The sequence below is a fragment of the Streptomyces sp. NPDC021212 genome (genome assembly GCF_044332925.1).
Lineage (GTDB): Bacteria > Actinomycetota > Actinomycetes > Streptomycetales > Streptomycetaceae > Streptomyces.
Genome location: NZ_JBIRPZ010000020.1, coordinates 98,370 through 122,202 on the forward strand (window position 1 = coordinate 98,370; position 23,833 = coordinate 122,202).

At 70.3% G+C, this 23,833-nt stretch carries 23 protein-coding genes and 1 pseudogene; 9 read left to right on the forward strand and 15 right to left on the reverse strand.

What is annotated here, in order from left to right:
• Positions 1 to 14: 14 nt before the first annotated feature.
• From ACH4SI_RS37810 to ACH4SI_RS37825, 4 genes and pseudogenes are all read left to right on the forward strand, one after another.
• Complete coding sequence (locus ACH4SI_RS37810; protein WP_398304062.1) at positions 15 to 383, forward strand: BlaI/MecI/CopY family transcriptional regulator; 369 nt, start codon at positions 15 to 17, stop codon at positions 381 to 383.
• A pseudogene (locus ACH4SI_RS37815) lies at positions 380 to 1,311 on the forward strand (M48 family metalloprotease). Before ACH4SI_RS37810 ends, ACH4SI_RS37815 begins: the two are co-directional and overlap by 4 nt.
• Before the next feature lie 584 nt (positions 1,312 to 1,895).
• Entirely contained in the window at positions 1,896 to 2,549 is a 654-nt protein-coding gene (locus tag ACH4SI_RS37820) for a sensor histidine kinase (protein WP_398304064.1), read from the forward strand.
• A gap of 446 nt (positions 2,550 to 2,995) precedes the next feature.
• Positions 2,996 to 4,114, forward strand: a complete 1,119-nt coding sequence (locus ACH4SI_RS37825; RefSeq protein ID WP_398304066.1) for a sialidase family protein — start codon at positions 2,996 to 2,998, stop codon at positions 4,112 to 4,114.
• 44 nt (positions 4,115 to 4,158) lie between these two features.
• Here the strand turns inward: ACH4SI_RS37825 and ACH4SI_RS37830 are convergent, their stop codons facing one another.
• The 11 genes from ACH4SI_RS37830 to ACH4SI_RS37880 form a co-directional block, all read right to left on the reverse strand.
• A complete protein-coding gene (locus ACH4SI_RS37830) occupies positions 4,159 to 5,949 on the reverse strand; it encodes an IucA/IucC family protein (protein WP_398304068.1) in 1,791 nt (596 codons plus the stop codon).
• Positions 5,946 to 6,530, reverse strand: a complete 585-nt coding sequence (locus ACH4SI_RS37835; protein WP_398304070.1) for a GNAT family N-acetyltransferase — start codon at positions 6,528 to 6,530, stop codon at positions 5,946 to 5,948. The genes ACH4SI_RS37830 and ACH4SI_RS37835 overlap by 4 nt, the downstream gene beginning before the upstream one ends.
• The gene (locus tag ACH4SI_RS37840) at positions 6,527 to 7,831 is read right to left on the reverse strand and encodes a lysine N(6)-hydroxylase/L-ornithine N(5)-oxygenase family protein (protein WP_398304072.1); all 1,305 of its coding nucleotides are present in this window, start codon (positions 7,829 to 7,831) and stop codon (positions 6,527 to 6,529) included. The genes ACH4SI_RS37835 and ACH4SI_RS37840 overlap by 4 nt, the downstream gene beginning before the upstream one ends.
• A 65-nt stretch (positions 7,832 to 7,896) precedes the next feature.
• Positions 7,897 to 9,471, reverse strand: a complete 1,575-nt coding sequence (locus ACH4SI_RS37845) for a pyridoxal phosphate-dependent decarboxylase family protein (protein ID WP_398304074.1) — start codon at positions 9,469 to 9,471, stop codon at positions 7,897 to 7,899.
• Positions 9,472 to 9,683: 212 nt separating this feature from the next.
• Positions 9,684 to 10,574 (reverse strand): siderophore-interacting protein, encoded by an 891-nt coding sequence (locus ACH4SI_RS37850; RefSeq protein WP_398304076.1) that lies wholly within the window; start codon positions 10,572 to 10,574, stop codon positions 9,684 to 9,686.
• A 93-nt stretch (positions 10,575 to 10,667) separates the two neighbouring features.
• Positions 10,668 to 11,693 (reverse strand): ABC transporter substrate-binding protein, encoded by a 1,026-nt coding sequence (locus tag ACH4SI_RS37855; protein WP_398304078.1) that lies wholly within the window; start codon positions 11,691 to 11,693, stop codon positions 10,668 to 10,670.
• A 186-nt stretch (positions 11,694 to 11,879) separates the two neighbouring features.
• Positions 11,880 to 12,860: a PDR/VanB family oxidoreductase gene (locus tag ACH4SI_RS37860; RefSeq protein ID WP_398304080.1), complete on the reverse strand. Its 981-nt coding sequence runs from the start codon at positions 12,858 to 12,860 to the stop codon at positions 11,880 to 11,882.
• Positions 12,857 to 13,063 (reverse strand): hypothetical protein, encoded by a 207-nt coding sequence (locus tag ACH4SI_RS37865; RefSeq protein WP_398304082.1) that lies wholly within the window; start codon positions 13,061 to 13,063, stop codon positions 12,857 to 12,859. The genes ACH4SI_RS37860 and ACH4SI_RS37865 overlap by 4 nt, the downstream gene beginning before the upstream one ends.
• Positions 13,060 to 14,169, reverse strand: coding sequence for a Rieske 2Fe-2S domain-containing protein (locus ACH4SI_RS37870; protein WP_398304084.1), 1,110 nt, complete (start codon positions 14,167 to 14,169; stop codon positions 13,060 to 13,062). Before ACH4SI_RS37870 ends, ACH4SI_RS37865 begins: the two co-directional genes overlap by 4 nt.
• Positions 14,170 to 14,253: 84 nt before the next feature.
• Complete coding sequence (locus ACH4SI_RS37875) at positions 14,254 to 14,532, reverse strand: DUF4190 domain-containing protein (protein ID WP_398304086.1); 279 nt, start codon at positions 14,530 to 14,532, stop codon at positions 14,254 to 14,256.
• A gap of 3 nt (positions 14,533 to 14,535) precedes the next feature.
• Positions 14,536 to 14,691 (reverse strand): hypothetical protein, encoded by a 156-nt coding sequence (locus ACH4SI_RS37880; protein ID WP_039937939.1) that lies wholly within the window; start codon positions 14,689 to 14,691, stop codon positions 14,536 to 14,538.
• 171 nt (positions 14,692 to 14,862) lie between these two features.
• On the opposite strand from ACH4SI_RS37880, the gene ACH4SI_RS37885 reads away from it, so the two are divergent.
• On the forward strand, positions 14,863 to 15,489 hold the full coding sequence (locus tag ACH4SI_RS37885; protein ID WP_398304089.1) for a TetR family transcriptional regulator: 627 nt from the start codon (positions 14,863 to 14,865) through the stop codon (positions 15,487 to 15,489).
• Here ACH4SI_RS37885 and ACH4SI_RS37890 read toward each other — a convergent pair.
• The gene (locus ACH4SI_RS37890) at positions 15,455 to 16,780 is read right to left on the reverse strand and encodes a M6 family metalloprotease domain-containing protein (RefSeq protein WP_398304091.1); all 1,326 of its coding nucleotides are present in this window, start codon (positions 16,778 to 16,780) and stop codon (positions 15,455 to 15,457) included. The two genes, ACH4SI_RS37885 and ACH4SI_RS37890, sit on opposite strands and share 35 nt — an antisense overlap.
• 249 nt (positions 16,781 to 17,029) lie before the next feature.
• Here ACH4SI_RS37890 and ACH4SI_RS37895 point away from each other — a divergent pair, with 249 nt between their 5' ends.
• Positions 17,030 to 17,695 (forward strand): TetR/AcrR family transcriptional regulator, encoded by a 666-nt coding sequence (locus ACH4SI_RS37895; RefSeq protein WP_398304093.1) that lies wholly within the window; start codon positions 17,030 to 17,032, stop codon positions 17,693 to 17,695.
• A gap of 192 nt (positions 17,696 to 17,887) precedes the next feature.
• A complete protein-coding gene (locus tag ACH4SI_RS37900) occupies positions 17,888 to 19,408 on the forward strand; it encodes an MFS transporter (RefSeq protein ID WP_398304095.1) in 1,521 nt (506 codons plus the stop codon).
• Between the two features lie 75 nt (positions 19,409 to 19,483).
• On the opposite strand, the gene ACH4SI_RS37905 is transcribed toward ACH4SI_RS37900, so the two are convergent.
• Positions 19,484 to 20,014 carry a MarR family winged helix-turn-helix transcriptional regulator gene (locus ACH4SI_RS37905; RefSeq protein WP_398304169.1) on the reverse strand — a complete coding sequence of 177 codons (531 nt, stop codon included), beginning with the start codon at positions 20,012 to 20,014 and terminating at the stop codon, positions 19,484 to 19,486.
• A 133-nt stretch (positions 20,015 to 20,147) separates the two neighbouring features.
• On the opposite strand from ACH4SI_RS37905, the gene ACH4SI_RS37910 reads away from it, so the two are divergent.
• Positions 20,148 to 20,909 (forward strand): dioxygenase, encoded by a 762-nt coding sequence (locus ACH4SI_RS37910; RefSeq protein WP_398304171.1) that lies wholly within the window; start codon positions 20,148 to 20,150, stop codon positions 20,907 to 20,909.
• 72 nt (positions 20,910 to 20,981) lie between these two features.
• Here the strand turns inward: ACH4SI_RS37910 and ACH4SI_RS37915 are convergent, their stop codons facing one another.
• Complete coding sequence (locus ACH4SI_RS37915; RefSeq protein WP_398304097.1) at positions 20,982 to 21,392, reverse strand: hypothetical protein; 411 nt, start codon at positions 21,390 to 21,392, stop codon at positions 20,982 to 20,984.
• 351 nt (positions 21,393 to 21,743) lie between these two features.
• Here ACH4SI_RS37915 and ACH4SI_RS37920 point away from each other — a divergent pair, with 351 nt between their 5' ends.
• Positions 21,744 to 22,745 carry an RNA polymerase sigma factor RpoD/SigA gene (locus ACH4SI_RS37920; protein WP_385444372.1) on the forward strand — a complete coding sequence of 334 codons (1,002 nt, stop codon included), beginning with the start codon at positions 21,744 to 21,746 and terminating at the stop codon, positions 22,743 to 22,745.
• A gap of 108 nt (positions 22,746 to 22,853) precedes the next feature.
• Here the strand turns inward: ACH4SI_RS37920 and ACH4SI_RS37925 are convergent, their stop codons facing one another.
• Entirely contained in the window at positions 22,854 to 23,591 is a 738-nt protein-coding gene (locus ACH4SI_RS37925) for a 3-oxoacyl-ACP reductase family protein (RefSeq protein ID WP_398304100.1), read from the reverse strand.
• Positions 23,592 to 23,833 lie beyond the last annotated feature (242 nt).

A 23,833-nucleotide genomic window follows, 5' to 3' on the forward strand; every position in this document is an offset into this window, starting at 1 on the left:
TGAGAATCGTTCCCATGACCGACGCGAAGGACGAGCGCCGACCCGCGGGCGAGCTGGAGGCGGCCGTGATGGCCGCCCTGTGGGCTTCGGACACGCCGCTCACCCCGGCCCAGGTCCAGGCCGAACTCTCCTCCGGCCTGGCGCGGACGACCGTGACGACGATCCTTTCCCGCCTGTATGAGAAGGGGACCCTGGAGCGGGAGCGGCAGGGCCGCGGCTACGCCTACCGCCCCGTACAGGACCCGCACGGCCTGACCGCTCTGCGCATGCATGGCGAACTCGCCCGCGACAGCGACCGGGAGAGCGCTCTGGCCCGCTTCGTCGCCCAGCTCACCCCGGACGACGAGCAGGTCCTGCGGCGATTGCTGGAGGAGGGCCTATGAGGACCACGCTCCTGCTGATGCCGCTCCTTCTGCCCTGTGCGTCGCCTTTCCTGGCCCGCCGGATCCTCGACCACTGCTCGCCGGTGGCCGCCCTGTGGACCCTCACCGTCTCCGCGCTCCTCCTCGCAGCCGGTACCTCGCGGCACTCGGCACCTTCGCGGTGACCGGCCTGCTCAAGATCCCGGCCTTTGCCGCGCTGGGCGAGCTGGTCCACCCTCTGCGGACGCCCTCCGAATGGCTGGTCCTGCCCGTGGCCGCCCTGGCCACCGGTCTGCTCACGCTCGGCACTTTTGCGCTCGGGTGCTCGGCCGTGCGCCAGGCCGCGGGTCTGCGCACCGCCCGCTCCCACGCCGAACGCAGGCCCGTCGCGGGCGACCTGTGCGTCGTCGACTCCCCGCACCCGGACGCCTACGCCCTGCCCGGCCGCCCGCACCGCATCGTCGTCACCACCGGCATGCTGCGTGCCCTGCGGCCGGACGAGCGGGAGGCCCTTTTCGCGCATGAGCGCGCCCACAACACCGGCGGCCACCGCTACTTCCTGGCCGCGGCGGAACTCGCCGCCCACTGCCACCCCGCCCTGCGACCGGTCCGAAAAGCGGTCCGGCTGGTCGCGGAACGCGCCGCCGACGAGGCGGCCGCCGCTGCTGTCGGCGACCGGCGCCTGACCGCCCGCGCCATCGCCCGAGCTGCCCTGGCCGCGAACGCGGCCGACTCGGATCGCCCGGCGTTCACACCGGCGGCGACCACAGGCCCTGTGCCGCGGCGTGTAGCCGCCCTCCTGTCCCCGGCCGGACGAACACCGCGCATCGTGCCGTGGATCGCCGTTCTCCTGGCCGCCTGCACGGTGATCTCCTGCGCCACTGCGGCGACCGGCGCACTCAGCGTCCACCAGGACATCGAAGTCGCCCAGGGCGAGGCAAGTCGCTGAAACGGAGAGCGCCCAACCGGTATCCCCGCACAACGAACCACAGGTTCCGTCGAATTGGGGGCGCGGCGGGCGTCAAGAAGATCGCCCAACGCACGGGCCGCGCGACGTCCCGCGCAGCATCAGGGAACAGTGACCCCTTGCTACGGTGCGTGGCCGACGGCGAAGACCAGGTAAGCGCCGTACAACGCGGACAGGGTGTCGTCGAGCCCAGCAGGAGGACGCGCACGCTGCCGGAGCGGACTCGGGCCGGCCAGCTCGCCAACGGCAGCAGCAAGGGAAAGGCGGGCACGAGGAATCGGGCCCGAACGCCGAAGAACGCCGAGTCCCCGACAGCGATCACCAACAGGCCCACGCTGTACACCACGAGCGGCAGCGGCTGGCCGTGCGCCCATGTCACGGCTCCGAGGGCTATGGCAGCGCACAGCACCAGCGCCACGACCACCCAGGCGAACGGCACGGACGGGGCATGAAGGAAGAGCCGGTCCCGTTGGTGGACTGTGGTGACCCGCCAGTCGAATCGGGAACGCCACAGTTCCTGGACGGCGAAGTAACCGTCCCAGTGGCCGAGCCGGGTGCCCACCCATGTGACAAACCCCAGCCAGCCCAGCGGGGCGATCACCGCACCCAGGCAAGGCCGCCACCCTGCCTTTGCCGGCTGTCGTGCCGGACGTCTGCGGATTTGTACCAAGGCGACGGCCGCCGCCCCGTCGATCGCGACCACCAGGGCCACCGCGCTGGGCCGGGGCAGCCCCGCCAACGCGCACAGGACGCCGGCCCATGTCCAGCGCTGGGTCAACGCGGCATACAGGGACCAGGCGGCCAAGGCCGTGGGCGGCCGCGTACGGGGCGACGCCGAGGCGCTGCGCTGTGTCGTGCGCAATCTCCTGGACAACGCTCGCCGTCATGCCGAACGGCACGTCCGCGTGGTCCTGGGCGAGAGCGGCGGCACCGTGGAACTCACCGTCAGCGATGACGGATCGGGTATCCCGGCCGCGGACCGGACCCGGGTCTTCGAGCGTTTCACCCGTCTCGACGAGGCGCGCTCCCGCGAGGCCGGCGGCTCGGGCCTCGGCTTCGCCATCGTCGGCAAGGTCGTCACCGCCCATGGCGGCGTCGCCTACGCCGACCAGGACCCCGCCCCGGACGACGGCGGTCTCGGCGGAGCCCGCCTGGTGGTTCACCTGCCCGCCGCGCCGTCGCCGGATGTGTCCGACGATCCGCCGCCTGCCGCGCGCTGACCTGCAGCGACGGAGTTTTCTACAAGCCCCACGGAGGCATCGTCCGACCACCCACGGCGTAGCGGATGTGGTCATCGGGGTTCGCCTCCGTTGGGTGTACGTCCAGCGGTTCGGGGTCTGGGTGAAGTATCGGGCGTTCGGCGATATAAGGCGTATGAAATTATTGCGTATGACGTAAGACGGACAGTCCTGGCGGTCTGTTAGCGGTGCGTTAGTGGATCACTAATGGATCATCAGCAGCGACATGCAGTCTGGTGGTAACCCCTCCCGCAACGTCAGGAAGGCCCATGCCAACAAGCACCATTCTCCGTTCACGTCGGCGCGGCGGTCCGGCGGCGTTCCTCATGACGCTCGTTGCCGCGTGCACCGCTCTGTCCCTCACGTCGTGCCGCGGCGACCCTCCGCAGGACAGTGAGACCTCGCAGTCCCAGACCGGAAAGGGAGCGGTGAGCAACAACGCGGCGCCCGGGCAGGCCCCCGGGGAGAAGGCGGCGGCCAAGCCGCTGGGTGAGGGCGGGGCGAAGTATCCGCGGGCGATCCGGCTGCAGCACAGTGGGAGCGCGAACGGGCGCGTGCTCGCCTCGTCCGTCGCCCACAAGGGCGGCAACGGTGTCGGGGAGATCCAGGAGAGCACCGACGGCGGCGGCAGCTTCCGCCACGTGGGCACCGTCTCCGACGAGAAGGCCGCGAACGGCAAGGGGCTGTGCTGCGCCACGCTGTACGAACTGCCGCAACAGGTCGGTGACATGCCCGCCGGGACGCTGCTGTGGGCCGCCTCCTTCGGGCAGGACGAGAAACCCGAGCCCCGGATGTCGATCCGGGTGTTCAAGAGCACCGATCACGGCCGGAACTGGAGCTATCTGTCCACGGTCGCCACCTCGCCGAACGCCAGGGGGCTGTGGGAGCCGGAGTTCTCCATCGACGCCGAGGGGAACCTGGTCTGCCACTACTCCGACGAGACCGATCCGCGCCACAGCCAGAAGCTCGTCGCCGTGCGGTCGAAGGACGGCGTCTCGTGGAGCGGGCCTCGCGACACGGTGACCAGCAAGCTGGCATCCGACCGGCCCGGGATGCCGGTCGTGCGGAAGCTGCCGAACGGGACGTACATCATGACGTACGAGATCTGCGCGGCCGGGGGCAAGTACGCGTGCGTGGCCCATCTGCGGACCTCGCGCGACGGATGGGACTGGGGCGACCCTGCCGACCTCGGGACCCGGGCCGAGACGGCGGACGGGAAGTACTTCCTGCACGCGCCGAATCTGGCCTGGGCGCCGGAGGAGGGCAATCCGCAGGGCAAGCTGCTGCTGGTCGGTCAGGCGATGTACAACAAGGACGGCAGTCGGGCCGAGGGCAGCGGGCGCACGATCTGGACGAACAGCAAGGGCGGCCAGGGGACGTGGCGCGAGATCCCGGCGCCCGTCGCCGTGACGTCCGACAAGCTCGACTCCTGCCCCAACTACAGCTCCAGCCTGCTGCCTTCGGAGGACGGCAGCAAGGTGCTGGAGATCGCTACCGATGACGACGGTGGGGTCTGCCGGCCGTATTACGGAACGGGAGGGGCGTAGAGGGAGCGGGCACCGCTGCTCACAAGCAGCGGTGCCCGGTTCGCTCAGGTCTCCGGAGGGCGGAACCGTGCGATCGGGTTCTTCAGCGTGCCGATCAGCTGGAGCGCCCCCGCCGGGTCCTGGAGGTCGACCATCTCGCGGTTGTTGCGCAGCTGGAGACGGTTGAGGCAGGACAGCGCGAAGTCCTCGGCGAACATGTCGTACTGCTTGAACTTGTCCGCCAGGTGCGGCATCGCGTCCTGGTAGCCCCGCACGCTCGCGGCGACCGTCTGCCAGAAGGTGTCCTCCTCGAGCAGGCCGTCGGAGACGAGGATGCCGTTGAGGAAGCGCAGGAAGCAGTCGAAGACGTCGGTGAAGACGGACAGCAGTTTCTTGTCCTCGGGGACGTCCGCGCGGATGCGCTCGACGGCCGGGGGCAGGGCCGCGTCCGGGTCCATCACCGCGATCTCCTCGGCGATGTCCTTGAAGATCACCCGCTGGACGGCGCCGTCCTCGATGACCAGGATGACGTTCTCGCCGTGCGGCATGAACACCAGGTCGTACGCGTAGAAGCTGTGCAGCACCGGCGTGAGGTAGGCGTCCAGGTAGCCGCGGAGCCAGGCGGCCGGGGTGAGGCCGGATTCCTCGATGAGGGCGCTGACGAAGGAGCCGCCGCCCGTGTCGGTGTGGAGGAGGGAGGCCATGGTGGCGAGGCGCTGGCCGGGTTCCAGCGACGGTACGGGGCTCTCGCGCCACAGGGCGGCGAGCATCTTGCGGTACGGGGAGTACCGGTTGGTGGCGGCCTCGTACTGGCGGTGGTGGTAGCCGATGGCGGCCCGCTCGCGGATGATCGAGAAGCGGGCGGCCCGGAAGACGTCGTCGGAGGCGATGACGCCCGCCAGCCAGTCGTTGATGGCCGGGGTGGCCTCCATGTAGGCGGCCGAGAGGCCCCGCATGAAGCCCATGTTGAGGACCGACAGGGCGGTCTTCACATAGTGCTTGGCCGGGTCGCTGGTGTTGAAGAAGGTACGGATCGACTGCTGCGCCAGGTACTCGTCCTCGCCGGGGCCGAGCCAGACCAGTCGCGCTTGCGCGACCTCGGCGGCGAAGCTGACGGACAGCTTGTTCCACCACTGCCAGGGGTGCACGGGCAGCAGGTGGTAGTCGGCGATGTCGAGGCCGAGGCCGCCGAGGGTGTCCGCGAAGCGCGCGCGGGTCTCCTCGCTCAGCTCGGCGCGGACCAGCGCGTCGTAGTCGAGGTCGGAGGAGGCGGTGAAGGTGGAGTGGTCGCGGTGGGCGGCCAGCCAGACGAGCTGGACGGGGCTCGCGGTCTCGGGGGCGTACGAGAGGTATTCGTGGATGCCGAAGCCGAGCCGTCCGTTGTTGGCGACGAAGCAGGGGTGGCCCTCGGTCATCCCCGTCTCGATCTCCTGGAAGCCGGACTTGGCGAGCTGCGCCGCGCCGACCGGCTCGGCGGCCAGTTTGTAGGCCGTGCCGGAGAGGGTGGAGCTGATCTCCTCGAGGTAGACGGGGAGGATGTCGTCGCTGAGGCCGAGGGCGCCGCGCAGCTCGAGGAAGAAGTCCAGGGCGTCCAGCGGGAGCTGTGCGCCGTCCCGGCCGTGGCGGGTGATGCTGTCGGCGTCGACCAGCCAGTGGTCCAGGGTGAGGACGCGGGCGGCGAAGCGGTAGGTCACCGCGCCGTCGTCGCTGTGGACGGCGTACCGGCCGTCGTCGGCGGGTTCGGGCGTCAGCAGGCGTTCGTGCGCGAATTCGGCGAGCGCTTTGCGTATGAGGAGGCGGCCGGCCCGCTCCCACAGGTCGGGGGTGAGGTGGGCGACGGCGTCGCGGGGACTCATCGGAATACTCCTTGGGCGGCGCGCGCGGCGGCGAAGCGCTCGCGCGTGCAGGTGCTGAGGTAGGCGTCCTTCTCCGGTTTGACGATCTTCTCGACGACGTCGAAGCCGACCGCCGCGTTCAGCGCGTGCACCGCTTCGTTGCGGACGTCGGGCTCGACGACGACGCGCCGGGCGGCGGGGTCGTCGAAGCAGAACGCCATGACGGTGGTGATCACGGCGAGGGTGAAGCCGTGCACCGGGGTGTCGGTCGGCGCGCACAGGAAGTGCATGCCGACGTCGCCCTCGCGGGGCTCGTACAGCCCCACCAGCTCGACATGGGCCGGGTCGTAGCGCTCGGCGAGGAAGGCGGGTTCGCCCTCGTGCAGGCCGATGAGGGCCTCGTGGTGGGGGTGGTCGGCGATCCTGCGGTACTCGGCCTCGACGTCGGCGAGGCTCGCGTCCTGCATCATCCAGTAGGACGCCTTGGGGTGGGTCACCCAGCGGTGCAGCAGCGGGGCGTCGCCGGACGGGTCGAGGGTGCGCAGGGCGAAGCGGCCGAGGCGGTCGTGGTGATGCTCGAAGACGGTTGCGAACACGGTCATGTCAGGGGTCCCTCCGGCGCGCCGAACTCCTGGAAGGCGATCGACTTCTCGACCGGGTAGTGCTCGCGGCCCAGCAGCTCGCGGATGATCCAGGAGTTGCGGTACGGGCCCATGCCCAGGTCGGGGGAGGTGAGGCTGTGGGCTTGGGTGGCGCCGTTCTGGAGGAAGATGGAGCGGCCGGTGCTGTCGATGCTGTAGTTGCGGGCGACGTCGAAGCGGCCGTGGTCGTCCCAGCGGATGCGGTCCCGGATCGGCTCCAGGAAGGCGGGCACCTGGTAGCGGTAGCCGGTGGCGAGGACGAGGCCCTGGGTGGTGAGGGAGAAGTCGCGCTGCTGCTCCTCGTGTCGCAGCCCGAGGGTGTACGTACCGGTGGACTCGTCGTACGAGGCGTCGGTGAGCGCGGTGTTGGTGAGCAGCCGGGTCGGCACCGGGCCGTCCACGCTCCGCTGGTAGAGCAGGTCGTAGATGGAGTTGATGAGGTCGGCGTCGATGCCCTTGAACAGGCCCTTCTGCTCGGACTCCAGCCGGTAGCGGGTGTCCTCGGGGAGGGCGTGGAAGTAGTCCACGTACTCCGGCGAGGTCATCTCCAGCGTGAGCTTGGTGTATTCGAGCGGGAAGAAGCGCGGGGAGCGGGTCACCCAGTTGAGGCGGTAGCGGTGGCTGCCGATGTCGGCCAGCAGGTCCTGGTAGATCTCGGCCGCGCTCTGCCCGCTGCCGACGATCGTGATGGACTCCTTGGCCTGGAGCGCCTCCTTGTGCTCCAGGTAGCGCCCGTTGTGCAGCAGGTCGCCACCGAGGCCCCGGCAGGGCTCGGGGATGAAGGGCGGGGTGCCGGTGCCGAGCACCAGATGGCGGGCACGGTGCTCGGTGGTCTCGCCGGTGGGGCGCCGGGAGCGCACGGTGTAGAGGCCGTCGGCGTCGTCGTAACGGACGCTGGTGACCTCGTGGCCGAAGCGGACGCTGCTGAGCTTTCCGGCCGCCCAGCGGCAGTACTTGTTGTACTCGGCCCGCAGCGGATAGAAGATCTCGCGGATGTAGAACGAGTACAGCCGCCCGGATTCCTTCAGGTAGTTGAGGAAGGAGTACCGGGAGGTCGGGTCGGCCAGGGTGACGAGGTCGGCCATGAACGGGGTCTGGAGGGTGACGCCGTCCAGCAGCATGCCCGGATGCCAGTCGAAGTCGGTCTTGCTCTCCAGGAACAGGCCGTCGAGTTCGTCGATCGGCTCGGTGAGGCAGGCGAGGCCCAGGTTATAGGGGCCGAGGCCGACGGCGATGAAGTCGTATATGTGCGGGGATGGCACGGTGGTTCTCCGAGGGGGACGTGCGTTGAGCGGCTCAGGTCAGGGGCTCAGTGCGAGGCAGCGGCTCAGCCGGCGCGGGAGTGGCTGAGTTCGGGCTCGATGTGCAGGGCCAGGTACTGACCGGCGTGCTCGGCGAGGAGGTCGAGGACGAACGCGATGTCGTGCAGCGTCGTCTCCGGGTTGAGCAGCGTGAACTTCAGGTGGTGACGGCCGTCCACGACCGTGCCGGCCACGACCGCCTCGCCGGAGGCGGCAAGGGCCTCGCGCGCGTGCAGATTGGCGCGGTCGACGAGGTCCGGGTCGGAGCCGTCCCCGGGCACGTAGCGGAAGACGAGCGTGGACAGCTGCGGCTCGGTGACGACCTCGAACCGGGGGTCGGTGTCCAGCAGGCCCCAGGCGTCGGCGGCCCGGTCCACGACCTCGTCGAAGAGCGCCCCGATCGCGTCCGCGCCCATGATGCGCAGCGTCAGCCACAGCTTGAGCGCGTCGAAGCGGCGGGTGGTCTGGAGGGACTTGTCGACCTGGTTGGGGATGAGCTTCTCGGCGCTGCGCTCGGGGTTGAGGTAGTCCGCGTGGTACGTGGCGTGGCTGAGCGTGACGCGGTCGCGGACCAGGACGGCGCTGGAGCTGACCGGCTGGAAGAACGACTTGTGGTAGTCCACGGTGACCGAGTCGGCGCGCTCGATGCCGTCGAGCAGGTGACGGCGGGTGGGGGAGGCCAGCAGTCCGCAGCCGTACGCGGCGTCCACGTGCAGCCAGGCGCCGTGCCGGGAGGCCAGCTCGGCGATCTCGGGCAGCGGGTCGATGGAGCCGAAGTCGGTGGTTCCGGCGGTCGCGACGACGGCCATGACGACCAGGCCGTCCTGGCGGCAGCGGTCGAGTTCGCGGGCCAGGGCGACGGTGCGCATGCGCCGGTCCTGGTCGCAGGGGATCGCGGTGACGGCCTCGTAGCCGAGCCCCAGGACGGCGGCGGCCTTCTGCACGGAGAAGTGGGCGGCCTGGGAAGTGAGGATGCGCAGCCGCGGCAGGATCTCGGATTTCGGGGGGACGGCCTCCCCGGCCGCGGCGGCCTCCTTCTCCACCAGCTTGCACGCCTCGTCGCGGGCCAGCAGCAGCGCGTGGAGGTTGGACTGGGTGCCGCCGCTGGTGAAGATGCCGTCGGCGGCCTCGCCGAGGCCGATGCGCTCGGCGGTCCAGTCGATCAGGCGCCGCTCGATCAGGGTGCCGCCGGCGCTCTGGTCCCAGGTGTCGAGGGAGGAGTTGACGGCGGACAGGACCGCCTCGCCGAGCAGCGCCGGGATGACCACGGGGCAGTTGAGGTGGGCGAGGTAGCGCGGGTGGTGGAAGTAGACGGCGTCCTTGAGGTAGACGCGCTCCAGCTCCTTCAGCGCGGCGCGGGAGTCGCCCAGCGGCTGTTCCAGGTCGATGCCGGAGATCTCGGGAGCCAGCTCACCGGGGGTGACGCCGGTGAACGGGCGGTCGGTGCGGGCGACGGTGGAGGCCACCAGACCGACGCCGTCGGTCACGGAGCGCCGGTAGCTCTCCGCCGTACGGTCGTTGAAGAGGTGGGCCCTGCCATCCGCCGCCCCGGGTATCGACTCCGGCGACGGGTCCTCAGCGGTCTGCGCGAGGAAACTCACGGTCTGTCCTTCCTGGAGCGTGCGGGCGCGCGGGTGTGTGCGCGCCCGCGGGAGTGCCTGTGGGGGTGCGGGGGGAGTCCGGGGCATGCGGGTGCGCCGGCCGGGGGAGCCGGGCGCGCGGTGGCGCGCCTCGGCGATCGAGGGTCCCGTCGGCCAGTTGATGGACTTGTCAGTGGGTTCGGTGAGCGGTCGGGGGAGAGCGGGGGCGCCGGTCAGTCGTCGGACTTCGGGCCGTTGCCGCTCACGGCCTCCTCGACGAGCTGTTCCTCACAGGCGCCGAGCCGCCAGTAGCCGGTGAAGGTCACCGCCTTGCGCTCGAAGCCGCGTGTCCGCACCAGGTGGCGGCGCATCTCCTTGACGGTTCCGGCCTCGCCCGCGATCCAGGCGTACGGGGTGCCGGAGGGCAGCCGGGTGGCGCGTACGTCGTCCAGCAGCAGGGCGGAGCGCGGGGATCCGGGGGCGGCGCCGTCCCGGACCAGCCAGGTGATCTCGGCGTCGGCCTCGGTGTGCAGCTCCTGCATGTCCTCGGCGTGCTGGACCTCGATCCACACCTTCGCCGGGGTGCCGGCGGGGAGCCAGTCGAGGATGCCGGCGACGGCGGGCAGCGCGGTCTCGTCGCCGGAGATCAGCACCCAGTCGGTGCCGGACGGCGGCCGGAAGTCGACGCCCCCGTTGTCCTCGACGACCGGGCCCAGCAGGGTCACGCGGTCGCCGCTCTCGGCGCGCGCGGCCCAGCGGGCGGCCGGGCCGCCGTCGTGGTGCAGCGCGAAGTCGACGTCGATCTCCTCGGGCTGGCGGCGCTGCTCGCGCACGGTGTACGAGCGCATGATGCCGCGTACGGCCGGGTCCATCGTGCGCCAGGTGGCGAACCAGCCGTCGCCGTCCTCGACCGGCACGACCGGGGCCGGCTGGCCGGGGTGCGGCAGGAACAGTTTGAAGCGCTGGTCGCGGCCGCCACTGGTGAAGTTCCCGAGGCCGGTGCCGCTGAAGGTGATGCGGGACATGGACGGTCCGAGCGCCCGGGTCCGTACGACGTGCGCGTCGAAGAAGCGGAACGGTACTGCGGTGGAGGCGGGGCGGGTGGTGGTGGCTGCGGTGGTCATGGGAGCGACATCTTCCCTTCGCTTGCCGTGGTCAGCGCCGGCGGCTGGTCGGCCGTTTCAGCTGGTCAGCCCGTTTCAGTTGGTCAGTCCGGGTCAGCTGACCTTCTTCGCGTCCTGGATGGCCTTGGTGAGGGACTCGATCAGCGGTGCGGCGCCGGCGTAGGAGAAGCGCGGTTCGCTGCTCCAGGGCGTGATCTGGTCCGCCTTGACGGCGGGCAGCTTCGACCAGGTCGGCTTGGACTTCAGCGCGCCCGGCTGGAGGGTCGCGGTGCGGTTGTCCAGGAACAGCACATCCGCGTCGTACTTGTCGGCGTTCTCCCAGCTCAGGCTCTCGAAGTAGCCGCCCTTGTCGGGCTTTTGCGGCTGTACGAGGTCGACGCCCAGCTCCTGGAAGTACATCAGGTCGGCGTTGATCTTCGGGTTGGAGACGTAGAAGAGGTCGGCGCTGGCGGAGCAGGCCATGACCCGGATCTTGTGCGACTTGACGGTCTTGCGCAGCTCCTCGGACGCCTTCTCGAAGCGGGCCTTGGCGTCGGTGACCTTCTTGGCCTTGAGGTCGGCGCCGAGCGCCTCGGCCAGCGCGGCGTAGCGCTTGATGGGCTCCAGCATGGAGACCCGGCCGGTGGTGATGGCGCAGCTGGGGGCCAGTTCGAGGATCTTCTTCTTGCTGTCGTCCGGGATGTAGAAGAGCGCGCCCGGGTCGAACATGTTGGTGATCAGCAGATCGGGGCTGAGCGAGGCGTACTTCTCGACGTTGAACTGGCCCCAGGTCTGGCCGAGGCTGGTCAGCCGGTCGACGTCGATGTCCCCGGCCTGTGGGTCGGGCTTGCCGTTCTTCAGCTTGGTCGGGCCGAAGACGCCGGTGATCTGCTTGTCGATCCCGAAGTCGTACAGCGCGGCCGCCGCGGCGACGTACGCGACGATGTGCTGGGGAGCCCCATCGTTGGTGATCTTCTTCTTACGGTCGTCGGTGAACGACCAGGAGCCGCCGCCCTTTCCGTCGCCGGAGCCCGAACCGCCCTTGCCACCGCAGGCGGTGACGAGGGCTCCGAGACCGGTTGCGCCGCCCGCGGCGAGGAGACCGCGACGGGAGAGCGGGAGTTCTCTGGCGTGGCGCATGGACCGCATGGTGGTGCCTTTTCTCAAGATGTACGGGGACGGTGCCCAGGGGTCGTCGTCACCCCAAGGTGTACTTAGGTTAGCCTAACCAACCTGCTTGTCCAGGGGGTGGGGGCACCCGTCCCATACTTCGAGAGGTGGCAGCGGTCGTTCAGCGCCCTTTCGCAGGGCCGTTCACGGGCTCTGTCACAGGTCCAGCACCAGCTTCGCGCCCCGGCAGCGTGAGACGCAGATCATCATCGTTTCGCCCGACGCCCGTTCCTCGTCGGTGAGTACGGAGTCGCGGTGGTCCACCTCACCCTCGATGACATCCGTCTCGCACGTACCACACGTGCCCTCCTCGCAGGAGTACAAAACCGGCACCCCCGCCTCCTCCAGGGTGCGCAGCACGCTCTGTCCGGGTTCGACGGTGAGGGAGCGTCCGGATCGGTCGAGGACCACTTCAAAACCGCCGGACTCCAAGGATTCCCCGGACTCCCCGGCCTCCGGGCGGGGTTGGAAGCGCTCGGTGCGCAGCGCGCCCGGCGGCCAGGCGCGGCACCGCTCCTCGGCGACCCGCAGCAGCGGCTCCGGGCCGCAGCAGTAGACCAGGGCGTCGGGGTCGGGCTCGGCGAGATGCGCGGCGAGGTCGAGCAGCCCCGCCTCGTCCTGCGGCACCAGCCGGACCTTCTCGCCGTAGGCATCGGCGAGTTGCTCCGCGAAGGCCATGGAGGCGCGGGTGCGCCCGCCGTACAGCAGCGTCCAGTCGGCCCCCGCGGCCTCGGCGGCGGCCGTCATCGGGAGGATCGGGGTGATGCCGATGCCGCCCGCGATGAACAGATAGCGGGCGGCCGGGCGCAGCGCGAAGTGGTTGCGCGGCCCGCGCACCCGCACCCGCGCGCCCTCGGTGAGCGTGTCGTGGACCCGGGCGGAACCGCCGCGTCCGTCGGGCGCGCGCAGCACCGCGATCCGCCAGGACGCGCCGTCCGCCGGGTCCCCGCACAGCGAGTACTGCCGGATCAGCCCGTCCCCGAGGACGAGGTCGACATGGGCGCCGGGCTCCCATCTGGGCAGCTCACGCCCCGCCGGATGACGGAGCGTGAGCGTCACCACGTCCGGCGCCGCGTCGGCTCGGGCGGCCACCAGCAGGGTGTCGTCGTACTCGTGGCCTTCGGTGGCGCTGCTCACGCGGCGGTGCCTTTCTGCGGGGGCCGGGCGGCCTGTTGGGGATCGGGCGGCGTGTGTCCTTCGGGGTGCGCGAGCATCCACTGCCACAGCTCGACCGGGTCCTGCGCGGTGCGCTCCGCGCCGCAGTGGCAGACGCCGTGCAGCACGTCGGTGCCGGGCAGCCAGTCGATCCGGTAGACCTCGGCGCTGGGCGCGCCGCTCATGGCGCGGCCGTGGCCGCCGGGCCGGGCGCGGGGGTGGTGCGCTGCTCGCCCTCGGCGGCGAGGCGGGCGAGGATGCGGCGCGCGGCGAGGCCGCCGGTGTCGATGTTGATGCTCAGCTCCTGATAGCCCTCGCGCTCGGTGTCCAGCGCCTTCTGGAGCAGGTTCAGCGCGTCCACGTCCTGCCGCACCACGGTGCGGTTCAAGTCACGCAGGACGGTGGTGACTTCCTCGTCGTCCTGGGCGAAGTCCCGTGAGACGGCCCAGAAATCGTAGACCTGCCGGTCGGTGGAGGGCGTGATGGCGTACGTGATCTCCACATGGAAGGCGTTCGGATCGGAACCGTCGGCCTCCGGCAGCACCCCGACCGGGGCGATGCGGCTGTGCAGCAGATACAGACAGGGTGCGTGGTATTCGATGTCCTGCCAGCGGGTGATGCGGCCCTCGATGCCGGTGGAGCGGGCGTAGAAGGGCGGGCAGGCGGCGTCGTCCATGTGGCGGCTGACCCGCACGATGCCCGCGCCCTCGTCCACCTCGGTGGTGATGGGGGTCTCGGCGACCTCGGGGGTGCCGATGTAGCCGCCGTGCAGATACGTCTCGTGGGAGAGGTCCAGCAGGTTGTCCACGAGCAGCCCGTAGTCGGCGTCGATCCGCTCCATGTCGCCGACCGTCGTCCAGTGCGGGTCGGCCAGCCAGGGGGCGCGGGGGATCGCGGCGGGATCGGCGAGCGCCGGATCGCCGATCCACACCCAGACCAGCGAGTCCTGCTCGACGACGGGATACGAGGCGACCCGGGCGGTGCGCGGGACGCGCTTCTGGCCGGGCACGAACACACAGGTGCCCGTGGTGTCGTAGGTGAAGCCGTGGTAGCCGCAGACGACCTTGTCGCCGTCGAGGCGGCTGGCCGAGAGCGGATAGCGGCGGTGCACGCAGCGGTCGGCGAGCGCGACGACGGTGCCGTTCGGCTCGCTGCCGTCGGACCCGGGGCTCTCCGGCTCGGTGCGGTAGAAGGCGATGGGCTCGTTCAGGATGGTGCGCGCCAGCAGCTCGCGGCCGACTTCCCGGCCGTAGGCGGCGACGTACCACTGGTTCCGTGCGAATGCGGTCATGCACAGCAGCGTGGTGACGGGGGTCACGCACGGGCAACGGCCCTTCCATCCAGTGGAAGGGCCGCTGGGTTCACGGGGTCCGGATCAGCTGCCGAACTGCCAGAAGACCGAGTGGTCCAGCGTCATCAGGACGACCAGCAGGATCACGTCCGCGATGCCGAGCGCGATGCCGAGCAGCGCGCGGCCCCGGCGCTTCGTCTCCCGGGCGATCGCGAGCGTTCCGAGGACGATGGCGCAGGGCCCGAAGACCGCGTTGAAGAGGAGGGTGCCGATCAGGCCGAGCACGAAGGAGGCGACGGCCATGCCGTCGGCGTCCCGGCGCGCGCGGACCGGCGAGGTGCGGGTGGGTGCGGTGAGTGCCATGGGTCAGCTCTCCTTGTGTCCGGTGCGTTCACGGATGAAGAAGATGAGCAGCCACGCGCCGATGACGCCGGAAGCGGCGAGGAAGACCGGGAGCGGGGTATGTGCCGCCGCGCCCAGCAGTACCCCCATCAGGGCGAGAGCCGCGACGATGAAGAGCATGTGAGCCTCTCTCTTGAGTCTCTGGGTGGTCCTTTGGTGGTCTCTTGTGGGGTGGATCCGGGATGCGGATACTCACTTGGTGAACAATTGGAATCACAACTGTTCACTGACATCTAGGCTACCCCCGCGTACGGCCGGCCAAGTCGGCGAACACCTGTTTACTGGAATGATATGAGTCACACATGCGGGATCCGCGAGGCGCGGAAGCGGAAATCGCGTCGTGCGCTGCTCGACGCGGCGCTGGAGCTGCTGGAGGACCAGAGCCTCAGCAGCCTGGGCCTGCGGGAGGTGACCCGGGTGGTGGGCATGGCCCCGGCCGCCTTCTACCGGCACTTCCGGGACATGGCCGACCTGGGCGTGGCGCTGGTCGAGGAGTCCCTGGGCAGTCTGCAGGGCATGGTCCGCGCGATCCTCGCCGAGCGGGACGGGGACGAGGAGCGGATCGACGCCGTGATGGAGGCGGTCGCCGAGCATGTGCGCCGCCACCCCACCCACATCCGCTTCATCGCGCGCGAACGGCACGGCGGCGTGCGGCCGGTGCGGGAGGCGATCGCCGCCGAACTGGGCCTGCTGGCCGACGAGGTCGCCGCGGCCTTCGCGCCCCGGCTCACCCCGGCGGGCTGGCCGCAGGGGGACGTCCGGATGCTGGCCGAGCTGTACGTCGACCGCATGGTGACCACGGCGACCGCGTTCCTGGAGGCCCAGGACGACGAGGAGAAGCACGCGCGGATCGCCGACACCGCCCGTAAGCAGCTGCTGCTGATCAGCCTCGGGCGCCGGCACTGGCGCGACGCGTGACCTCGACGCGGTAGGCGCCGTCCGCGTCCCGCCCGGTGACGCGGACGCGGACGCGCACGCCGCCCGCGTCCCCCTCGTACGACTCGCCGGGGCCGAATGCCGCGTCGCTGAGCCCGGGGTGGACGTTGCGCTCCTGGGTGCAGCCGTGGCCGCCGGGGGAGCTGTCCATGACGGTGACCGGGCCGCCGCCCGAGTCGATACCGGTGTCCACCCATGTCACCAGGACGCCGGGCTTGCACACCGCCTCGTCGTTGCCGCCGCCGGTGCGCGCCTCCAGGGCGTATCCGGCGGAGTCCGAGACCGGGACGAAGACGAGCTTGGTGCCCTCCGGCCGGTGCAGCGGGGACAGCGCGTGCACCGTGGTGCCGGGGCGGGCGGCGCAGTGGACCTGGCGGGTGCCGAGCCAGCCGAGCTTCCACTTGTGCCAGGCCAGCAGGTCGTTGCCGGCGCCCCAGTCCTCGGACATCACGTCCCAGTGGCCCACGTTGTCGCCGCCGCCGCGGGTGTAGAGGTCGGGCAGGCCGAAGACATGGCCGTTCTCGTGCGGAAGGACCCGGAAGCCGGTCTTCCGGAGCGAACCGGAACCGTCGTCCTGGCGGCTGTAGACAAAGGAGACGTTGGCCAGCGGAACCCCGTCCGCGGTCGGGGCGCGCTGGTTGTCGGCGTACGTCACGGAGAGCACCGCATGCGCGGCGGGCGGCCCGGCGTTGGGCGTGACCAGGACGTTCACCAGGTCGTAGCGGCGGAAGTCGATCTTCGCGTCGGCCGTCCTCGCTATGTCCGCGACCAGCTTGCGGTAGCCGGGCTCGAAGGCGCTGCCACGCTTTATGCCGTACGAGCGGAACGAGTGCGGCATCCGCAGCCAGTGGTCGATCGGCATCGCGGGACGGTAGTCGAGCCGTCCGTAGGAGCTGCGGGCGAACCACCGTGAGGTCTGCGGGAAGAACTCCTCGTAGCGTTCGCGGGCCGTGCCCTTGCCGCGCACATCCGGGAAGTCGATCATCAGGTTGAGGGCGTTGACCGTCCCCGTACTGCGGCTGTAGCCGCGGTTGGTGGGGATGCCCTCGGACATCTGCAGCCCGGGCCCGGAGGCGAGGGAGCACGGTTCCAGCGACCCGGCCTTCGCCGTGGTCACCGGCACCGGGGCCCGCTGGGCGGCGGCCGGTTTCCCCGGACGTGGCGTCGCCGCCGGGGCGACCACCGCGACCGTGAGCACGGTGGCGGTGACGAACGCGCTGCCTCGGCGGAGCCTGCGTATTCGAGGGCGGAGGGCCTCGCGGGTCTGCTTCATTGCCGCCCACGGTGTGGCGGTGGGTGGCGGGGCGCCCGTGGGGTGCGCCCGGTCGGGCGAAACGGCTGGGCCGGACGGGGGAAACGCCCGCGGAAAAGGTGTGAGGCAGGTCACCTGCGGGCTGCGAAATTCCGGGGAGTGATTCCCCGTTTAACCCGGTGACCGCACAAACGGGGACTGACTCCCCGGAAATGTTGAATCTCGAATCGTTCGATTCCGGGACGATCGGACACGGAAAGGGGAGCTGCCATGGCCGGAGCCACGGCCGCACGAGCCGCGGCTCGCGCACGGCACGCACCGCCCCGGCTGCGTGCCGACGCCCTGCGCAATCGGGAGCGGATCATCGGCGCCGCGCGCGAAGTGCTCGTCGAGCACGGGGCCGAGGTCCCGCTCGATGAAATCGCTCGACGGGCGGGAGTCGGCAATGCCACCATCTACCGGCACTTCGCGGACCGCCGTGAACTGATCCACCACGTGACCCTGTCGGTGATGTCCCGCGTCGCCGAACAAGCCGAATCGGCCCTGGCCGAGGAGCCCGACGCCTTCCTGGCGCTGGGGCGCTTCGTCCACGCGGCGGCGGACGAGCGGATCGGCGCGCTGTGCCCCCTGCTCTCCGACGGCATCGACAAGGAGCACCCTGACCACATCGCCGCCCGCGACCGTCTGGACGCCGGTATCGACGCCCTGATGGGGGCCGCCCGAGCGGCCGGCCGCCTGCGCGCCGACATCGACGTCGGCGATCTGATGGTCGCGCTCACCCAGCTCACCCGGCCGCTGCCCGGCAGCGGCTGTGTGGACTTCGACGCCTTCGTGCACCGGCATCTGCAGCTGTTCCTGGACGGTCTGTCGGCCCCGGCGCGCTCCGAACTTCCCGGCTCCGCCGTCACCTTGGAGGATCTGCAGCACCGGCCGTGACGTAGCTCGCCTCCGGCCGTTCACCGCACACCGCTTACTTCTCGCGCGTCCACCGGTCTCCACGTTCGTACGACGTCGCGCTTCTCCGGCTTTCACTTCTCCTTCTTCTTCTGGTCAACGGCTCCGCCCGGTCCTCAGCCGGGTGTCAAACGTCCCATTTCTCACTCTCCGCACCGCTAGGTAGGCCCACCCATGTCTGAAACGGCCCTGAACAAGGCCCCGTACGCCGACCCCCGGCGCTGGAAAGCGCTGATATTCATCGCCCTCGCCCAGCTGATGGTCGTCCTCGACGCGACCATCGTGAACATCGCCCTGCCCTCGGCCCAGGCCGACCTGAACATCTCCGACGGCAACAAGCAGTGGGTCATCACCGCCTACGCCCTCGCCTTCGGTGGCCTGCTGCTGTTCGGCGGGCGGATCGCGGACCTGTGGGGCCGTAAGCAGACCTTCATCATCGGGCTGATCGGCTTCGCCGCGGCCTCGGCGCTCGGCGGCGCCGCGGTGGGCAGCGGCATGCTGCTCGGCGCCCGCGCCCTGCAGGGCGTCTTCGGCGCGCTGCTCGCGCCGTCCGCGCTCTCGCTGCTCGCGGTGATGTTCACCGACCCCAAGGAGCGGGCCAAGGCGTTCGGCGTGTTCGGCGCCATCGCGGGCGGCGGCGGTGCCGTGGGCCTGATCCTCGGCGGTGTCCTCACCGAATACCTGGACTGGCGCTGGACGTTCTTCGTGAACATCCCGTTCGCCATCGTCGCCGCGGTCGGCGCGATCGCCGTGATCCGCGAGCCCACCGAGAGCCGTAACCCCTCCAAGCTGGACGTCCCCGGTGTGCTGCTGGCCACCTCGGGCCTGGTCTCGCTGGTCTACGCGTTCACCCGCGCCGAGTCCGACGGCTGGACCGCGGGCCCGACCGTCGCCCTGTACGTCGCGGCCGCCGTGCTGCTGACCGCCTTCGTGATCGTCGAGTCCAGGGTGAAGGCGCCGCTGCTGCCGCTGCGCGTCGTCACCGACCGCAACCGCGGCGGGGTGTACGCCTCGCTGGGCCTCGCCGTCATCGGCATGTTCGGCCTGTTCCTCTTCCTCACCTACTACATGCAGATCGTCAAGGGGTACAGCCCGGTCGAGACCGGTCTGGCCTTCCTGCCGATGGTCGCGGGCATGATCACCGGCTCGACGCAGATCGGCGCCCGGCTGATGACCCGGGTTCCGCCGCGGCTGCTGATGGGCCCCGGCTTCCTGGTCGCCGCCTCCGGCATGCTGCTGCTGACCCAGATCGACCTCGACAGCTCGTACCCGGCGCTGATCCTGCCCGCGATCGTGCTGCTCGGCCTCGGCATGGGTACGGCCTTCATGCCCGCGATGAGCCTGGCCACCCACGGTGTCCAGCCGCGTGACGCGGGCGTCGCCTCCGCGATGGTCAACACCTCGCAGCAGGTGGGCGGCGCGATCGGCACCGCTCTGCTCAACACCATCGCCGCCAGCGCCACCACGGCGTACGCCAAGGGCCACGTGGCCACGGCCTCTTCGCCCAAGCTGCTGCAGCTGCAGTCGATGGTGCACGGCTACACCGCGGCCATCGCCTGGGCGGTCGGCATCCTGCTGCTGGCCGCGGCGATCGCCACCACGCTGATCGGCGCCGGGCGGCAGGACGGCGGCGGCGCGGTCGCCGGTTCGGGCGACGGGGCGGTGGAGGACGCCGTTCCGGTCATGGCGCACTGACGATGCGCTGACGACGTGTACGGATGAGAAGGCCCCGCTCCGTGATGGAGCGGGGCCTACGTACTTCTCCTGAGCTCAGCGCAGCCAGGGGAGATCGGCGCCCTCGGGCTGGAGCCCGTCGGCGATGATCCGGCAGACGTCGCCGAACTGGGCGATCTGCTCCGGGGTGAGCCGGTCGAAGATCGCCGAGCGGACGGCGTCGACATGGCCGGGCGCGGTCTGCTTGAGGACGTCGAACCCCTTCTCGGTGAGGACCGCGTTCTGCCCGCGCTTGTCGTCGGGGCAGTCCTCGCGTCGTACCCAGCCGTCCTTCTCCATGCGGGTGATGGCGTGGGAGAGCCGGGAACGGGTGATCTTGGCGGCCTCGGCCAGTTCGGTCATCCGCATCCGGTGGCGGGGCGCCCAGGAGAGCTTCACCAGCAGGCCGTAGTAGAGGTGCGGCATACCCGCGTCGCGCTGCAGCTGACGGTCGAGATGGTCGTCCAGCAACATGCTGGCCTGGATGTACGCCAGCCAGGTGCGCTGCTCGTCATCGTCCAGCCAGCGGGGCTCGTCGGAGACTGGGTCGGCGGCTGTGTCCGTGTCCGTGTCTGCGGAGGAGTTCATGGCGTCCACATCGTTCATTGTAAGTCTACTTCTTGAATTTTAAACAAGTGTGCGATACCGTCATGTGGGAAACTGCTTGAGACTTCAAGCTCTATTGTGTTCTTCTGATCGAGGAGCCGCCGCCGTGTCGCGCATGCCCGCCCTCTATCTCAGTCATGGTGCTCCGCCGCTCGCCGATGATCCGGTCTGGCCCGGACAGCTCGCTGCCTGGTCAGCGAGCCTGCCCCGGCCCACCGCGATTCTGATGATCTCCGCGCACTGGGAGGAAGCCCCGCTCGCCATCGGGGCCACCACGACGGTGCCGCTGGTCTACGACTTCTGGGGATTTCCCCAGCACTACTACCAGGTCCGCTACGCTGCGCCCGGCGCCCCCGAACTGGCCGAGCGCATCCGCAAGACACTGCGCACCGCGGGTACGCCCGTCCAGGACATCCCGGACCGGGGGCTCGACCACGGTGCGTACGTACCGCTCGTCGAGATGTACCCGGACGCCGACATTCCCGTCCTCCAGGTCTCGATGCCGACCCTGGACCCGCGGAAGCTGATGGACATCGGCCGCAAGCTCGCCCCGCTGCGCGACGAGGGAGTGCTGATCGTCGGAAGCGGCTTCTTCACCCACAACCTGGCCGCGCTGCGTCACAGTGGGCCGACGCCGCCCGGCTGGTCGACCGAGTTCGACGACTGGGGGCAGCGCGCGCTCGCCGGGCAGGACATCGACGCCCTGCTCGACTTCGAACACGCCTCCCCGAGCGGCCCCCTCGCCCATCCGCGCACCGAGCACTTCGCCCCGCTGTTCGTCACGCTGGGGGCGGCGGAGTCGGAGCTGGGCGGCCAGCGGAGCGTGATCGACGGCTTCTGGATGGGGCTGGCGAAGCGGTCGGTGCAGTTCGGCTGAGCCGAGTCGGTCCGGCCGAGCGTGTTCGGCCGAGCGTGTCAGTCCGACCGACGTGTCAGTCCGGCCGGCGTGTCAGTCCGACCGGGCGTGGATGACGTAGAACGACACCGCCGCCATCGACAGCGCCACCCCCAGGCCGACGCCGGACGCCCGCCCCACCGCCGCCCCGCTCAGGCAGTACAGGAAGCCGATCACGCAGCCGAGGAGCACTCCGTACAGCCCCGCCCGGACCTCCGGCAGCATCAGCCCCTGGAACCGCCCGACGGCATAGCAGACCGCGCCGACGACGACCGCCACCACCAGGCCGAGAAGCGCGGCGGAGGGCAGCGTCGCGCCCTGGTTGTGGTCGATGAACATCGCGTAGCCGCCGGTGAGGACGCCGAGCGCGACGGGGACCACCCAGGAGGCGGCGGGGTGGAGCCGCGCGGTGGGGAGATGCGGCCGGTGACGCCCGCGCGCCGGGGCCGAGACGGAACCGTTCATGGCAGGACCTCCTCCCCTCCAGCGCACACCCGCACCGGGCCTCCGGCAAGCTCGGCCCGCGGCAAGCCCGGCGTCGGGCAACCAGAACGCCCTGGGATCCGTCTTGTGAGGAGAGGAAGCGGGGGACGGCGGCCGTTCCGGCGCGAGGGGTGTACCTGACCTGCGCCTTCTCGGCGCTGCTGCGCCGTACTGAACCCCCTGTGGCGGCACAGGATACTGCATGATCGTAAAAAGGTGGGCGCGGCTTGGGAATTCTGTCCGGATTCCAGTCGTTGTTTCCATCGGACGGGGCACCCGCCCAGGGAAGGTCCGTTCATAGTCCGCGCCCGATCCATCTGTAAGGGAGCACGCATGGCAACCCGTGCCGTCGCCCGCAATCAGGCCACCACCGGTGGTGCTGATGGGGCCAACAGTGTTCGCGCCACAGGCGGGGAGATCGCCGATCGCGACCTGGTCGGCATGTATCTCGACGAGATCGCTCGTACCCCGTTGCTGGACGCGGCGAAGGAGGTCGAGCTGTCCCAGGCTGTCGAGGCGGGTGTATATGCCCAGCAGATCCTTGACGGAGAGGCCGAGGACACCGGAGCCGCGGGTGCGAGCCGAGAGGAGCTCGAGGCGATCGCCGCCGAGGGCGCCCGCGCCAAGGATGTCTTCATCCGCTCCAACCTGCGCCTGGTCGTGGCCGTGGCGCGCCGTTATCCGCGCAGTGGTCTGCCCCTGCTCGACCTGATCCAGGAGGGCAACGCGGGCCTGGTGCGCGCCGTGGAGAAGTTCGACTACACCAAGGGCTTCAAGTTTTCTACGTATGCCACGTGGTGGATCCGCCAGGCCATCACGCGCTCGATCGCGGACCAGTCGCGTACGATCCGGCTGCCCGTCCACCTGGTCGAGGAGCTGGGCCGGATCCGCCGGGTGCAGCGCGAGTTCAACCGTGAGCACGGCCGCGAGCCGGAGCACGCGGAGATCGCCGAGGAGCTGGGCTCCACGCCGGAGCGGGTCTCGGACGTGCTCGACTGGGCGCGCGACCCGGTGAGCCTCAACATGTCGGTGGACGACGAGGGCGAGACCCAGTTCGGCGACCTGCTGGAGGACACCTCGGCCGTCTCGCCCGAGCAGTCGGTGATGACGCTGCTGCGCAGTGAGGAGCTGGAAGACCTCATCGGCCGTCTCGACGACCGGACCGCCTCCATCATCAAGGCGCGGTACGGCATCGACGACGGGCGGGAGCGCACGCTCACCGAGGTCGGCAAGCAGCACGGGCTGACGCGTGAGCGCATCCGCCAGATCGAGAAGCACGCGCTGCTGGAACTGAAGAAGATGGCCCGTCAGACCGGCTTCGACGCCGCGGCCTGAGCCGTCGGCCCGTATGGACCGACCGCACGCCACAGACCCCATAGACCGAGCCCCGGCGCACTCCCCCGAGCGCCGGGGCTCTTCCTTGCCCGCTCAGGCGGTTGCTGGTCAGGCGGCGAAGCCGCCGTCGACGGCGATCGACGCCCCGCTGATGTAGCCGCCGCTGTCGCCCGCGAGATGGGCGACGGTCGCGGCCACCTCCGACGGCAGTCCGTAGCGGCCCAGCGCGGTGAAGCCGCTCTGCATGCCGGCGCTCTCGCCGTCGGCGGGGTTCATGTCGGTGTCGATCGGGCCGGGGTGGATCAGGTTGACGGTGATCCCGCGTGGGCCCAGCTCGCGGGCGAGTGCCTTGGTCAGGCCGGTCAGCGCGGTCTTGCTGGTCGCGTAGAGGCTGCCGCCGGGGAAGGCGACGCGCTCGGCCATGCAGCTGCCGATGTTGATGATCCGCCCGCCGTCGGCCAGCCGCTCGACCGCTGCCTGGGCGGTCAGGAACGGCGCCCGGACGTTGATGTCCAGGACGCGGTCGACGTCCTCCAGCGACAGTTCGGTGACCGGGCCGGCGACTCCCACGCCCGCGTTGTTGACCACGATGTCCAGGCGCCCGAACTCGGCTGCGGCCCCGGCCACGGCCGCCCGCACCGCCGCCGGGTCCGCGCTGTCGGCCCGTACCGCCAGGGCCCGGCGGCCCAGCGCCTTGATCCGTTCGACGATGTCCGCCGCACGGTCGGCCCGGTGCCGGTAGGTCAGGGCGACATCGGCGCCGTCCTCGGCGAGGCGGAGGGCGATGGCCTCGCCGATGCCGCGGCTGCCGCCGGTGATCAGAGCTGCCTTGCCGTCGAGTGTCATGTCCGCTCCAAGATGTGTCGAATGCGATGAGGGTGAGAGACATCCCGGTGTGCGGTGATTCCCTCGTACATGACCGATGCTGACGGGACGGGCCGGATATGTCTGGCGGCATTCGGACATCGCTTTGAGGGTGTCGCGGACTTTCGAAGATGGCCCGAGTCTGCCCGGTCCAGTTTGTTTTGCGCCCGAGTCTGTTTACTTCCCGGAAGTGGCGACGTAATCTGGCCGCGAAATCACAGGTT